General features: G+C 34.3%; 17 protein-coding genes. 5 read left to right on the top strand and 12 right to left on the bottom strand.

Translation table 11 applies throughout. The annotated features are described in order from the left end of the window. The first annotated feature begins 152 nt into the window (after positions 1 to 152). The 5 genes from K5G00_RS09850 to K5G00_RS09830 all read left to right on the top strand — a co-directional run bounded on the left by K5G00_RS09850 (position 153) and on the right by K5G00_RS09830 (position 3,419). Complete coding sequence (locus tag K5G00_RS09850) at positions 153 to 380, top strand: hypothetical protein (protein WP_238765997.1); 228 nt, start codon at positions 153 to 155, stop codon at positions 378 to 380. After that, a complete protein-coding gene (trxA, locus tag K5G00_RS09845) occupies positions 377 to 679 on the top strand; it encodes a thioredoxin (RefSeq protein WP_238765996.1) in 303 nt (100 codons plus the stop codon). Before K5G00_RS09850 ends, trxA begins: the two co-directional genes overlap by 4 nt. A gap of 276 nt (positions 680 to 955) precedes the next feature. Continuing rightward, positions 956 to 2,164 (top strand): site-specific integrase, encoded by a 1,209-nt coding sequence (locus tag K5G00_RS09840; protein ID WP_238765995.1) that lies wholly within the window; start codon positions 956 to 958, stop codon positions 2,162 to 2,164. Positions 2,165 to 2,236: 72 nt separating this feature from the next. After that, entirely contained in the window at positions 2,237 to 2,752 is a 516-nt protein-coding gene (locus K5G00_RS09835) for a helix-turn-helix transcriptional regulator (protein ID WP_238765994.1), read from the top strand. A 4-nt stretch (positions 2,753 to 2,756) separates the two neighbouring features. Further along, complete coding sequence (locus K5G00_RS09830) at positions 2,757 to 3,419, top strand: nucleotidyl transferase AbiEii/AbiGii toxin family protein (RefSeq protein ID WP_238765993.1); 663 nt, start codon at positions 2,757 to 2,759, stop codon at positions 3,417 to 3,419. A gap of 189 nt (positions 3,420 to 3,608) precedes the next feature. On the opposite strand, the gene K5G00_RS09825 is transcribed toward K5G00_RS09830, so the two are convergent. The 12 genes from K5G00_RS09825 to K5G00_RS09775 form a co-directional block, all read right to left on the bottom strand. Continuing rightward, complete coding sequence (locus K5G00_RS09825) at positions 3,609 to 4,046, bottom strand: hypothetical protein (RefSeq protein ID WP_238765992.1); 438 nt, start codon at positions 4,044 to 4,046, stop codon at positions 3,609 to 3,611. Beyond that, complete coding sequence (locus K5G00_RS29745) at positions 4,033 to 4,167, bottom strand: hypothetical protein (protein WP_262921324.1); 135 nt, start codon at positions 4,165 to 4,167, stop codon at positions 4,033 to 4,035. Before K5G00_RS29745 ends, K5G00_RS09825 begins: the two co-directional genes overlap by 14 nt. 10 nt (positions 4,168 to 4,177) lie before the next feature. Next, positions 4,178 to 4,345, bottom strand: a complete 168-nt coding sequence (locus K5G00_RS09820) for a hypothetical protein (RefSeq protein ID WP_238765991.1) — start codon at positions 4,343 to 4,345, stop codon at positions 4,178 to 4,180. Between the two features lie 67 nt (positions 4,346 to 4,412). Further along, positions 4,413 to 5,099 (bottom strand): hypothetical protein, encoded by a 687-nt coding sequence (locus K5G00_RS09815; protein WP_238765990.1) that lies wholly within the window; start codon positions 5,097 to 5,099, stop codon positions 4,413 to 4,415. Positions 5,100 to 5,533: 434 nt separating this feature from the next. Further along, entirely contained in the window at positions 5,534 to 6,313 is a 780-nt protein-coding gene (locus tag K5G00_RS09810) for a LytR/AlgR family response regulator transcription factor (protein ID WP_238765989.1), read from the bottom strand. Continuing rightward, positions 6,285 to 8,366 carry a tetratricopeptide repeat-containing sensor histidine kinase gene (locus K5G00_RS09805; protein ID WP_238765988.1) on the bottom strand — a complete coding sequence of 694 codons (2,082 nt, stop codon included), beginning with the start codon at positions 8,364 to 8,366 and terminating at the stop codon, positions 6,285 to 6,287. Before K5G00_RS09805 ends, K5G00_RS09810 begins: the two co-directional genes overlap by 29 nt. A gap of 206 nt (positions 8,367 to 8,572) precedes the next feature. Then, positions 8,573 to 9,130, bottom strand: coding sequence for a hypothetical protein (locus tag K5G00_RS09800; RefSeq protein ID WP_238765987.1), 558 nt, complete (start codon positions 9,128 to 9,130; stop codon positions 8,573 to 8,575). Continuing rightward, positions 9,127 to 9,642 carry a T9SS type A sorting domain-containing protein gene (locus K5G00_RS09795; RefSeq protein WP_238765986.1) on the bottom strand — a complete coding sequence of 172 codons (516 nt, stop codon included), beginning with the start codon at positions 9,640 to 9,642 and terminating at the stop codon, positions 9,127 to 9,129. The genes K5G00_RS09800 and K5G00_RS09795 overlap by 4 nt, the downstream gene beginning before the upstream one ends. A 37-nt stretch (positions 9,643 to 9,679) precedes the next feature. Further along, a complete protein-coding gene (locus tag K5G00_RS09790) occupies positions 9,680 to 11,575 on the bottom strand; it encodes an Ig-like domain-containing protein (protein WP_238765985.1) in 1,896 nt (631 codons plus the stop codon). 35 nt (positions 11,576 to 11,610) lie between these two features. Continuing rightward, on the bottom strand, positions 11,611 to 12,378 hold the full coding sequence (locus tag K5G00_RS09785; RefSeq protein WP_238765984.1) for a fibrobacter succinogenes major paralogous domain-containing protein: 768 nt from the start codon (positions 12,376 to 12,378) through the stop codon (positions 11,611 to 11,613). An 18-nt stretch (positions 12,379 to 12,396) separates the two neighbouring features. After that, positions 12,397 to 13,173 (bottom strand): hypothetical protein, encoded by a 777-nt coding sequence (locus K5G00_RS09780; protein WP_238765983.1) that lies wholly within the window; start codon positions 13,171 to 13,173, stop codon positions 12,397 to 12,399. 504 nt (positions 13,174 to 13,677) lie between these two features. Continuing rightward, positions 13,678 to 13,983, bottom strand: a complete 306-nt coding sequence (locus tag K5G00_RS09775; protein ID WP_238765982.1) for a hypothetical protein — start codon at positions 13,981 to 13,983, stop codon at positions 13,678 to 13,680. Between the last annotated feature and the right edge of the window lie 83 nt (positions 13,984 to 14,066).

The raw sequence follows: 14,066 nt of genomic DNA, 5'->3' as shown, positions 1-14,066 counted from the left end.
TAATATAACGAAGTTAACAAAATTAATACCAACATAACGTTGAATATTCGTTTATATTTTCTTGCTTTCAATAATCTCTATCCGTAATAATTATTATTGATTGGGGGCTAAAAAACCAAAAGTTTTCTCTATTGTTTTATTAACTACATAATATGAAAAACTTAGTTGAAAAATATAAAGTCCAGTTCGCTCTTGCTTTTGCAGGTGCTGTTGGCGGTTTTTTGTACTGGAGATTTGTTGGATGCTTAAATGGTACTTGCCCGATTCGTTCGGTGTGGTATTGGAGTACTTTATGGGGAACGGCAGTTGGATATCTGGCCGGGGATTTTGTAAATGACATTTTGGTCAGAAAAAAAGAAAAAGAAGGAGGAAAACAGTGAACGGAAAATTTCAGAGCATAATTAAATCAAAGCGGCCGGTATTGGTTGATTTTTATGCCGATTGGTGTGGCCCCTGCAAGCAGGTTCCGCAAATTCTGAAAGAGGTAAAGGAAGATTTGAAAGATAAAGTACGTATAATAAAGGTCAATGTAGATCGTAATCCTTTTATCGCTTCAAAATACCAAATTAAAAGTATTCCTACATTGATTATATTTCAGAACGGAATGCCGCAATGGACTGGAGTGGGGGTAAGGCATGCCAGTGAGTTAAAAGAAATAATCAAAGACATTTGCGAATAGTTTTAGAAACCTCTGAATAAAAAGTATTTTAATCGTTTGTTGAAAGTTAAAAGAAAAAGCCGGGATTAACCGGCTTTTTCTTTTGTCGGGATGACAAGATTTGAACTTGCGACCCCTCGCCCCCCAGACAGAAATATTCATTTTTCATAAATTGTCATATGTTTGTATGTATCTGTAAAACAATATAAAATGTGTTTTTAGTTTGCTATGAAATATTATTTATTTACCTTTAAATACCCATTTGTTGTACCTATGTTGTACCCAAAATATATGTAAATGATTAGTTTTAAGGCTGTTTTAAGGAAAAAGAAGTTGTCTACCGGTAAATATCCGATTTATTTACGTATTTCCAAGGACAGAAATTCTATCTTTTTTCGTACTCCGTATACCGCAGAAATAAGGGAATGGAATGCAAAAAAGGGAGTATTCAATCAAAACTCAATAAATTATTTGAATAAAAATCGGTTATTGCTCAAACTTATTGACCAGGCCACGGGTATTGTTACAGAACTGCATCAGAGAAAGGGAAGTTATACTTTGTCGGAAGTTGAAAGAGAAATTCGCATAAGTGCTAATCCAGTTCACCAAAACATATTTAAGTTCTGGGAAGAGCTCATTGCCGAAATGGAAAAAGCAGGGAGGACTGGGAATGCGAGAATATATCGAGATACGTCTAAATCAGTTAAAAAATATGTGAATAGAAAAATACTTTTGTTTGAAGATATTACCCCGGCTTTTCTGGAGAAATATGAGGCTTATTTAAGATCAAGAAAGGGGACTGACGGAGGAATAAGCGTGCAAATGCGTACGATTAGGGCGGTTTTTAATTCTGCAATAAAACGGGAATTGATAAAGCCAAACGTTTATCCGTTCAAAGTATATAAGGTTTCCAAATTAAAAGGGCGGGGACTTAAAAAAGCTCTTTCATTTGAAGAAGTTCAAAAGTTGATAAACCTAGACCTGACAAGTCATCAGCGGCTCATAAATGCCAGAAATTATTTTGTCTTCAGCTTTTATACACGAGGAATGAACTTTGCAGATATGATGAAACTTCAGTGGAAAGATGTATCAGAAGACAGAATATACTATATAAGATCAAAAACTAAAACAAACTTTCATATCAAGATTCTGCCTCCTATACAAAAGATCTTGGAATATTACCGAAATAAGAAGAGTAGTACGAGTTATGTTTTTCCAATACTGCTAAAAGATAAACTAACCCCGACTCAAATCGAAAACAGGAAGAAAAAAACATTAAAGCAATACAATAAAGATTTAAAGGAAATTGCTGGATTATGTGGGATAAATAAATCAGTATCAAGCTATGTTGCCAGGCATAGCTATGCCAACAGCCTAAAGCAAAAAGGAATTTCTACTGATATTATCAGTGAATCGATGGGACATCAAAATTTGGCAATTACTCAGGCTTACCTGAAAGAACTTGATAATTCACTTGTCGATGAAGCCATGGAAGTATTGCTATAGAATTAAAGTATTCTCAAAATTAAATACACCTCAATGTAAACAAATTTGTTTATATTTGTAATTATTATTATCATGAGCACCATAGAAGAAAATATCACATTATTAAAGGGGATACATCCGGGAATTATTCTTGATAGGGAGTTAAAGAAGAGAAAACTTCCCAAAAGACGTATTGCCTTGACAATTGGAGAATACCCTCAACTTTTAGGAGATATTACTAAAGGCAAACGTCGCATCAATCCGGCACTATCCATTAGACTTGGCGATGCTTTAGGTATAGACGAAAGTTTCTTTTCTGTTTTACAAGCCTATTACGATATTGAACAACAAAAGAAAAAGCAAGCCCAAAAATATCACCCTAATTTAAGACTATTGAGACCTGTTTTATTTTGGGATACAGACCTTAATTCGATTAATTGGGAAAAGAGTAAAGCCAGTGTAATTAGACGCATATTTGAGCGGGGCAACAGTCAGGAAATTATGGAGATAATTCGTTTCTATGGTAAAAAAGAAGTTCAAACTATTTTAGCTCATATCTCAAATCGATCCTCAGTAATGGAAAGCAATATGGAGAAATATCTCCGATGAGTAAATGATCAGCCAATTAAAATACAAAACGGTAAAGCCTCAACTGAAGAATATTTTATCATGGTTGATGGAGCAAGAAATTTTTGATCCATTTCGATTGGTTGGAGGTACTGCGTTAAGTTTGCAATTGGGACATCGTGAATCCGTTGATATTGATTTATTTACCGAGGCTCCTTATGGCGAAATAAATTTTGATGCTATTGATAAATATTTAAAAGATAATTTTGAATACGTTGATTCTCCTGATGTACCGGTTGCAATGGGCAAGTCGTATTTTATAGGTAATTCTGCTGAAGAAAGTATCAAGCTTGATTTATTTTATACCGATCCTTTCATACAACCTGCTTTAAAGACTGACAATATTAGGCTGGCAACTCTCTACGACATAACTGCAATGAAGATTGATGTAGTAAGTCGTGGAGCACGGAAGAAAGACTTTTGGGATTTACACGAGTTGTTAGATTTCTATTCAATCCCTCAAATGATCCAGTTGCATGAAGAGCGTTACCCATACTCGCATGATGCTGATGAAATATTCAGAAACTTTACCAATTTTGAAATAGCCGATAATGATTTCGAACCAATTTGCTTAAAAGGTAAATATTGGGAACTCATTAAGTTGGATTTTGTTGAAGCAATTGAGACGTTAAGCAAAGAGCAATCTTAGATTCAGATTATTCTATTTTGCTGTCCCTTGGGTGTCGGTATATATTCGTAGGGGGAGAGTGTTCTCATCCAACCCCGTAAACACTTCCTTTAACATTTTCGTAAAATTTTCAAAAGGAAAAGGAATAAAGAATGAATGAAAAAAAAACAGAAGTGTTGGTGCGGGATTTCAAAAAGTTTTAACCGGAGTTTATGCAGGTTGAATCTTTTGAATTTGGCATATGTGGTGGAGAAAACCAACTCTTTCGGTTTTGGAATGAATGGTTTTATGCCGGAAGCTTTTGAAAACCGGAGGGCTTCTCCCATCATCACAGGTAACCTTAATTTTGTCTTCGTATTCCCAAACCCACCCTTCTTCAGGACCAATAAAAAACTCATCGGCATAACCCAGGTTGTTTAAGGTCACATTCTTTGTTGCCTCTCCCGATTTTCTCAAACAATCAACAACTATTTTGTTAATATTTGTTTTTGATTTTACCTGACCGTGAAAAAGGGCTGTTATCGTTCCATCGTTTTCCTTGTATTCGATAAATTCTCCATTTATTGGGCTTTGTTGCCCCCATGCACTATCATTTATGGCAATTGCCATAAATGATAGTAATATCTTTATTGCATTATTTAGTCTCATTGGACGATATCCTTCTATTTATTAGATAAATAATCCCGGCAACCACCAATAGAATTAGCATCCATGGGTTAAATGTCCCTTCCCATATTTTTAAGGTCAGGTATTGTATTGCACGTATCATAATAATGTTTTTAATATAAAACTTTGGGTTTACGAACGATGAAGTAGATGGGCAAAAATACAATCATTAAGAGAGCCACACATACTCCCCAAAGGGTTCCGTTCATCCCTCTTTTATTTGCGTCTTGAGCTATAACAATACCTACAATAATTGCAATTATTATTCCTATTACTTCCATGATAATTTAATGTTTCTTGTTAGTAATTTATGATTGATAAATATGACAAAATGCAACATTATTGGAATTAGTTCTCTGTTGCAGATTTTAGTTTTTTATAATTTATATCATCTCCAATAACGGCGGATTTCGTTTCTTCCATTCTTTCTGCCAAGCCATCTTCATCATAAAATACCCTGGCTGCGCCTATTTCTATATATTGGTCGTTTGGATCGCCAAAATCGTCTATCATTACCAGACATTCAAATAGGTCTTCAATCCCATCTTCGCTAATTGTTCCTGAACAGGTATACGATATCAACGCTGAGTCGTTAACTTCGTTATCGTACATCATCATTTTTGTAAATACTGAAAATTCGTTATTGTCACCAACAATATAACTTCCTGTCTCTTCGCCCTCAGATGACCAATCATTTATTTTAATTGTTAGGGAAAGGTTGCTATTATTTTGAGATGAAAAAGATAGATTTTCATCCGCGTATCTTTCACCGATCTCATCGCCTTCTATATTGCTGGCATAAAGAATCCCAGGAGAGACCAAATAAGTGCCCTCAATATCTCGAGGATTGCCCCCTGTAAAAATTGGCATCCCCAACGATTCCATGGTATCAAGGATAGCCTGTGGCATAAAGTCGTTAATGTCCTTGCTTAAGCCATTTTCTTCTATAAGACTTTCGTCATCTTTTCCACAGCTGAGAAATAGGATACTGCTAACCAATGTAATTCCAATAAAAAATAGATTTCTTTTTTTCATGATTTTTTGTTTTTTAAGGTTATTAATTACCTTAAAACTAAGCCAAAACTGCCCTTGTTAAAAGCCGGATTTTAGTCTTTGAGGGTTGAAAAGAAACCTTGAGTACCTGAACGGTGAAATTAAAGCGACGAATGGGCCAATATTTACGGAAATTTTCAAATAAATAAGAAAAAAATGAGATTTTTGATCGCTTTTTTATATCTGGCAATTGAGTTTTTTTTTACAAGATAGAGTCTCTGTATGTCATAGCCAACCTTACCAGAAAATGTATATGTCTTCGTGATTTCTAAATAAATTTAGATTACTGTGTAATTCACAACTTCTCCCAGATAAAATATAATTCTGTTTTTTTTTTTGTAAAAACAATTCATTCTCCCAATACTGCAGATTGATAAATAAGCTGCATTAATGTGAAAATTGGCTGTAAAAGCGAATTAAGATAAACTAAACTTTCTCCTTAATTCGCTCATATGGTTCCGGGAAACTTTTAATTCAACTCCCCTGTAAGGATTTGCCATTCTGCATATGTCAGAAGAGTTTTCAATTTCATCCAGATAATGTATATTAACAATTGTTTGTCTGCTGATTTTAAAAAAGTCGTTGTTATCGATTTTTTTCAACATGCCATTTATGGTAATATTCCCGGCAAGTTTTATTTTTTCTCCGTCAATTAAATTTACAACGACTTGTTTGGCTACTCTTCCTTTGTTTTCCAACTGAATAAAAACAATTGACTGGTGTTTGACAAAGCGGGTGCCCTTAATGGTCTGTAAGGCAACTTTAGGTGAAGGACTTAACTGATTGATCAATTTCTCGACATTTATATTGGTATTAAAAACCGGGTTTGCCTGAATGCGTGAAATAACAATAGATAATTGAATAGGGTCAATTGGCTTTAATAAAAAATCGAAGGCAGAAGCCCGGATTGCTTCAATGGCATATTTTTCGTAAGCAGTATAGAAAATTACGACAAAGTTTACCAATTCCAATTCCTTTAATTCCTGTAAAAGTTCGAAGCCGGTAATTCCGTCCAATTCCAACTGAACATCAAGAAAAACAACATCGGGCTTTTCATTTTTTATTAATCTGATAGCTTGCTCCCGTTGGGTTGCACTACCTACAATTTTAATATGTTGATATCGGGCAAGTTCTTCTTTTAAATCTTTAATATTGGCGGAAGAATCGTCAATTATTGCTATTTTTTGATAATTCATGGTTCAGAAAATTTAGATTTATATGGTTCGGAACAAATAGTCGGGCAATGGTCCCCATCGCTTCACCGAGATCATCGATCAAATCAATATACTCCATTTGTATTTGCTCTTTATTGTTTTGATTTATTATCGAAATAAACTGATTCAACACTTTGGAACCAACTCCCGCACCATGTGTCTTATATTTTGCTTTTCTTCCAACGCCATTGTCTTTCACATCTATGGTTGTTCCTCGTCCGTCAGATTTTACAGAAATAGTTAAAACTTTTTTTCCTTCCCGAGGTCTTAATCCATGTTTAATGGCATTTTCGACCAGAATATGGATACTCATGGAAGGAATCAACATTTCCAGATTAACTCCCTTTGCAATTTCCTCAATATACTCAACATCTGAATTAAATCTGAGGTTATCCAGAGCAACAAAGTCTTTCACAAATTTTAACTCCTGACTCAGAGGAACTCCTAACGAATCAATATTTATCAGGTTAGATTGTAACAAACCAATAAAAGTTTTTAAACTGGTTTCCACCTCTTCTATTGAGCCTTTCTTTTTTACAATACTATTTAATACATTGAACATAAAATGAGGGCTGATACGGTTTCGGGTACTTTCCATCCGTAAAGCTGCAATATCATTTGTAAATTTTAAAGCCAGCATTTCTCTTTTTTTTCTCTCGGAATTTCTCCTCCAAAAAATAAATCCTCCAGTTATGAATAGAAGAAGCAAAACGATAATAACAATTAATTTTTGCCTTTCGGCCAAATTTCTGACCTCAGCGTCTTTAAGAAGTATCGTTTCCTGCTGTTTGATTAAAGTTGTATCTCTTTGGTAGCGATACTTTAATGCAGATATTTGCTTTCGGTTATTCTCTTTTAAAATATTCTGGTTTAACTGATTGTATTTTTGTACTTCATCATACGCCTTTTTGAAATTATTTATTTTTATGTAATGCTCAGCATTTCTTTGAGTATGAAGTTTATTTAATACCACATCAATACTGTTTGACACCCCAACAGAGTCAGCCTTCAGAAATAATACCGCCGCCTTCTTTAAATCTCCTTTTTTTTCAAAATACTCCCCCCGCAGGCTATAATAATTAAATTCAAAATCAGGTATTCCTTTAAAAACCGGTAGCTGTGATTGTAAAAAATTGAGGTAAATTCTTGACGAGTCAATTTTGCTACAATATAAATAGCTTTCAGCGAGATTGTTTGAAATTAAAAGTTTTGAAAATAAATCAATAAAATCCCATTGTTTATATGCATTAAGGAATTCATTTTTAGCCTTTTCGTACTCATTTTGCAAATAATACATGCGTCCTTTACTATTAAAATGAGCATATTTTGAATAAGGAGTAAAATGTTTTTTATATTTCAATGCTTCCCGAAACTGCTGTTCTGCTTCTTCATAAAAGCCACAGTCTACATATAAATCGGCGTAGGCCTGAAGACTGGAAATCATCCCCGCACTGTCTTTTTCTATATCTGCAACCGTAATTGCTTTTTCAATGCTTTCTATTGCTTCTCCATACTTATCACTCGACCTGGATAAGTTGGATTTTGAGAGCAATGTTGAAATCAGAATGTCATTATAACTGCCGGCTGTTGCTATTTCAATAGCCTTATTATGATAATACAAGCTGGAATCGATTAATCCCAAGGTAAAATAATTGAAAGCTAAGTTGTTTAATACAACGCTATGTGTGTATTGTCCTTTTTCTGTTTTTTGTTTTTCCCAATACTTTAAAGCTTTCAATAAATAGTAATTACTGGAGTCGATCTCACCATAACTGTGTACCAATCCTCCATAATATTTAAGCAGATGATAATAAAGGTTACTGTCTTTAGAAAAAAACGGGTCATCCATGTATTCACGTATTTCCCTTCGGGCAGAATCGGGATAAGAATTTGCCAGGCTTACTAAATTGTTTAAAATAGAATCGGTGGCTGATATTTTTTCGCCAGTTGATTGCTGGTATTGAGCATTATTTTTACATGAGGATGTTAAAAAAAACAGCAGTAATATACATATGGCTTTTATTACAGGGTCCATTTAAAATCAGTTAAAGGTTCGGTTGACTATCAACAATTATTATTGTTAACCTGTTTCGAAAGTATAAATTAAATGTCACAAGTGTTTACCTAAACTGATTCTATCGTTTTTATTAATTATAATTTAAACATTGATTAAGAGTAGTTCAAAAAGTGTTTTTCTTTTGTATTTCAAACTTTAGAAGAGTATAAGGCTATTATTTCTGATCAATAGTTAACTCCTCTTCTGATAAAAAAGTAGATTTTATTCGAAGTATCCTGATTATTAACTATATCTCGAACAATAAGAGATATTTTACACCAATTAGAGTTTGTATCCCCCAAACTACATCCGAAAGGTATAGATATTGTATTTTGAGAATTTGTAATGGGATAATTTGCAAAGTATGTATCAGCTCTAGAAATGTTCCATGTTGAGAGACACCCATTGTTTTCAAACTCATATTGAATAATTAAATTATGTAGATCTGATGCAATAACTCCTTGTGTATCATTATGAGTAAAGGAAAGGTAATAGATATTAAATGCTCCACCATAACACATCGAATCCGCAGGATGTACCCCTGTATTTGTAATTATTGGCGAAGATAATGTAATCCATCTATCACTATTTAAAATTTCAGGTTTATAAAAAATTATACTATCAATTTCTTCTGTACTATACATTTCTAACACCTGACCAGATCTCATAACGTACATAGTATCTTGTGCAGCTCCAAACTTGGCTATTAAAAGTAGAGCACATATAAATAAAATCCTCTTCATTGTTTAATAATTGTTTTTGATTCAATAATTTCATAATTGTTAACCTGAATGAAATATATTCCATCCAATAAGCTTGATAAATCAATTTTGATATAAGGTTCCAGAATTCTAAATTCTTTATTGAAATGTCTTATGCCATTAAGGTCAATAATTTTTACTTCTACATTTTTTCTTACGGGAGAATTAATTTTCAAATATAGAATACTCATGGCTGGGTTGGGGTAGCAGTCAAAAAGTGATTTATAATTTGTTGTACGCGAAATCGAATTAGAGATATTATCATTAAAACTTAAGAGCTTTATTTGATTAGTTGTAAAATTTAGATTCTCATTACTTAAGGTTTGTATTTTTAGTTTCCCGGAGGAGAAGGCTATTTTTTTTATCCAACTTAATTGTATTGCTTTTGTTGTACCATCAATGTCTTTAATAATTAAGTTTTGTGCCTTTAAATCGTTTAAGAAAGTAAACAATAGGAAGATAATAATCAATGTTTTTATTTTATAATTCTCCATGATCATATTGGTTTATATGTTGTCAAAAAGACTAGCTTTAGTTCAATTTTAATCCCCACAATTCTTTATTTTTTATAAAATACAACATGTTGTCGCATTGAAACATCAGGGTTATGTCATCATCGTCCACAGGGCATGCAATCAGAGGGGTAACAACATTTTCTTCGAGGTTAAACCTATAAGTCGTATTGTTTTCAATGACATAAATTTCATCGTTAAAAGCAAAATGTGTTAGTTTTATGCTTTTGAAATTCAATAATCCCCCCAGATACCTACCGTATTGTATTCGTTCGTCAATTTCTCCTATGTACTTCCATATCCTGTCTGATTCTGAGTAAGAATAAAGCTCGTTTTCATTTTCTAACTGACCTTCACCTAATCCACTTGTGCTATTAAAGAATATGTAACCAACGTCTCTTTCAGATGAAATTGTCATACAATTATTTCTTGTTACTGATTCTATTTGGCTGGGTAGAGAAGTTCTCGTTAATACCTCATTTGTCATATAATTAAAGCAATAAAAATCATTTTTTGCAGTAGTTAATGTTCCATTTTGATCCCAATAACCACCACCAAAAAAGAAAATTCGGCCAATTTTAAAACAAAACTGGTCAACATAATGTGCGTAATCCGGGCTCCATACCTGTTCGGATATGCCAGAATTAGTATTATAAGTCCAAATACCATCTGATGTATATATATAACCTGTCAGTGTTGCTCCAAGTCCAATATGAACAATGCCTGAATTATAATTAATCATGGTCGGAGACACCCAGACATTGTCTGTTAATTCTCTAAAAGAATACGGTAAATCACAAATTTTTGATTGCTGTAATTGTTTAAGGTCGAATACATAAAGGCTGTTGTTCAGTAAAAACAAAATACTGTCAGAAGAAACCTGATTCCATAAATCACCATCTATTTCGTATTCAAGATCAGCGATAAACTCCCATTGTGCAGGAGGAGCCTGAGCAGTTTGGAATGTTTTCACTTCACCATAGGCAGTACCCTGCTCATTTGTAGCGAAAGCACGGTAGTAATATTTTGTTTCAGAACTCAATTCTTGCAGTTCACAAACAAATTCACCTTCTCCGTTTGTAGACACTGTGACTTTTAGATCATTTGTTGTTGGATCTCCCTCTTTATTATAGCATATTCCGCGTTCTATAATACTACTATTCCCCTGATTAATTACCTTGCCATAACACTGTGCATTGCTGCTTGTAACTTCAGAGTTGATTCCTGTTTCAACGGTTGGTGTCCCAAAATTTTCTTTTAGTTCAAGTGTAATAAGGTTTCCATAAGCTGTTCCCACTTCGCTTGTTGCATAAGCCCTGATTTTATAAACGGCGTTCGCTTGGAGCGCTGTTAATACTGAGGAAAAGGTTCCTAAACCTCTCCCGTTTTCAGTTTTCCTATCATTAGTGGTTGGTGTGTTTTCCATACTCCAGCAAACACCTCGCATAATAACCGGGCTATCGCCTTCGTCAGTAACGTTTCCTCCACATGCGGCCTCTGTGAGGTTCGTTTGTGTTGCATTTATTGTTGAAACCACAGGTAGTGTTTTGGAAATTAATGTGATAATAATTTCATCTGAAGCCTCCAGATTCGAATCGTCGCTGGCAACTATTTTTATTGTATGGTTTCCAAGTGCAGATTCTCCTGACTCCCAGTTGTATTTATAAGGGAAAGAAGTTGAACTGCTCATTCCCACGCCGTCAATGTAAAACCTAATTTCTGCGATTTCGCCATCTTCATCCTGAGCTTCAGCAGATATCGTCACAACGCTTCCTTTTTTGTACTCCTCTCCGTTTACCGGTGTAGTAATCTCACAAGTTGGACTGATATTTCTGTCATTTTCTTCTTTGGTACACCCAAAAAAGAATAATAATAAAATAAATAAAAGGGAACTATGTCTTATTATTCGTTTCATTATCTATATAATATTAATTGGGATTTTTTTTAATATCAATCCTTAACGCAACGAACACTAAATCCAAGAGATTTACTTCCAACTAATCGTGACACGTCAATTCGTGCGTTATACATTGTGAAGCATATGGCGTCGGTACTACGGCTCCCTTTTGTACTTGTCCACCAATTCCCGTTATATCCCATGCCTTGAGATTCTCCGGTACTCGCAAACCTCGAACCTCCGGGCAATGCTGCAAAGTTATAGTCATCCGTTCCACAACCAGTTGCATCTTCGAAATTATTCCAAGTCCATTTTTCAGTTGCTTTTAATACAACGGCCTCTTTGCCGTCATACCCATTTTCACCGACAAAGTCAATTAATTCGTCCCATTCACTTTCGCTTGGCAGGTGCCAACCACTGGGGCAAACTCCTTGTACCCCACTTGGATTTTGACTGCTGGCAACAGCATTGTCCCCCATTGCAGCAGCCCAGGTATATAAAGCGCCATAAATATCCTTTTCTCCGCTCATATCATTAAAATAAATACAGTAAGCATCAGATGTATTATTGTTTGTTTGATTTGCCCATATATAATTGTTCGTTATCAATGGAATTTCCCTGCCATCAGGATAATGGGTTACTTTTAGGTTCTCTGCCATCCAGACTTGCTCTCCAACTTTCACAGCATTATATGTGTTGCCATCAAAGTCGGTTACTTTTTGAATTAGGTCTTCGTCATTATTTGACTCTGCCTCCCACCAATCGCATGATGCTATTGTCAGGCAAATTACACCTGTTATAAGTAATAATTTTGTTTTCATTGTAATCACTGTTATCTATTAAAAAACTAACCCAACGTTTAATGTAATTGCTCCGAGTTTATAATCATCTTCGTATATATTAGTACCATATCGCCACTGCTCGGTTATCTTTTGCATTTCATACCCCAAACCACAACTAAACCACAAATTATTTGCGACATTAAAAATTGCGCCCAATGAGGGTGAAAAATAGAATCCTCCATCAATGCCGTCTCCGGTTAAACTGACTGAATAGCCAATATCAACTGAGCCATAGGGGCTTATATTATTATCAAAGATATAACCTCTTATTTGTGTAAAAATTGGCATTAGTAGTGTTTCAATATCAGAATAAGCTCTCAATCCGCTTCCTGCACCAAGTGAGAAATGTGGATTTATCTGGTAATTACCGACTACATTTAATTTAAATCTGCTATACGGGTAATCGCCTGCGCCAAAACAATAACCAATCTCTACATTTGACGTATACCCTGATTTTAATCCTGTACCACGGTTCAGAGATAGAGAATTTGTACTCGTCTTTTGAACAGTTCTTTGTGTAGCCTGTCTTGTTGGCTGCACTGAAAAAATGTCTTTTGTTCCATTTTCGTACCGTATCATTAATATATCTGCTTTTGAGAGGGTAAAAACAGGTCCATCAAGGTTAGAAAACCGTTTGTATTTGATCTCTCCTTGATTGACTTCCAAAACTTTTGCCTGAATGTCTTCTCCTGTTATTTTTGTGATTAAATCTTGTGCAATACAAAGATGTAAAACTCCAAGTATTACAGAAATGGTCAACAACAATTTTTTCATATAAAATAATTTTAAAGGTTATTTTTCTCAAATCTACCTCTCTTAAATTAAGTTTGGAAGCACATATTTGTTACTCTTTTGATGAATGGAACTATTTTCTGTTTGAACAGTTTTTATCATGGGTTGAATTGTATTTTTTTTAAAGTCCCTTTTTTATTATAATTGTTAAAACCACCTCCTTTGGGGGTGGTCATGTTCAATTGGGTTTGCTTGAAATGTTTTTGTCTATCTATTTTTGTTAAACTCATATTAATCTTGTTTTTATGCTCTGCTGTAAACTGGCCCCTTTTAGGGGCTAATCAAGTCCACCTTCTTTAGAGGGCGGATATTTAATTTTTTGTCATGTACTAAGATTTTTTTATTCATAATGTGGTTTAATACCCCACCCCTCTGGATAGGAGACTAATATATTTGTATAGCATATGGAGTTTGCTACCTCGGGGCTCCGCCCCGAGGTAGTTCATTTTAAAAATTCGAAAATGAAAACTGCTTGTTGAAATGTGTTTAATCAATATATGGAATAAACATTTTAATACTTATTACTGCGGACAAAAAAGCTATAATACCAACCAACACTAAAAACCACTTCGAAATAACCGCACTTTTTTTCAACTCTTTTTTATAGTCTTCCAAAAGCTGTTCCAGTTCGTCTGTATTTAGGTCAACCTTCATTTTTGTAGTTTGTAGTTCATGCAGTTGCCTGGCAATTTCAGGAGCAACTTCTTTAATGTTTTTTGTGGTTTGCTGAAGAAGTTCAATCTCAGCGACCAAAATTTCCAGCAACTTTTGTTGTGACAAATTTTTTCTCATAACCTGAATCCTCGTTTTTTATCTGGTTTATATTGTTGACTTTTCTGTTGAGGATTAGTTGTTCTCTGGTTCTGTAAAATTAA

The organism is Maribellus maritimus (assembly GCF_022267315.1).
GTDB classification, from domain to species: domain Bacteria; phylum Bacteroidota; class Bacteroidia; order Bacteroidales; family Prolixibacteraceae; genus Draconibacterium; species Draconibacterium maritimum.
Note: the sequence above shows the minus strand (reverse complement) of the source record. Positions and strands in the feature narration are given on the sequence as shown.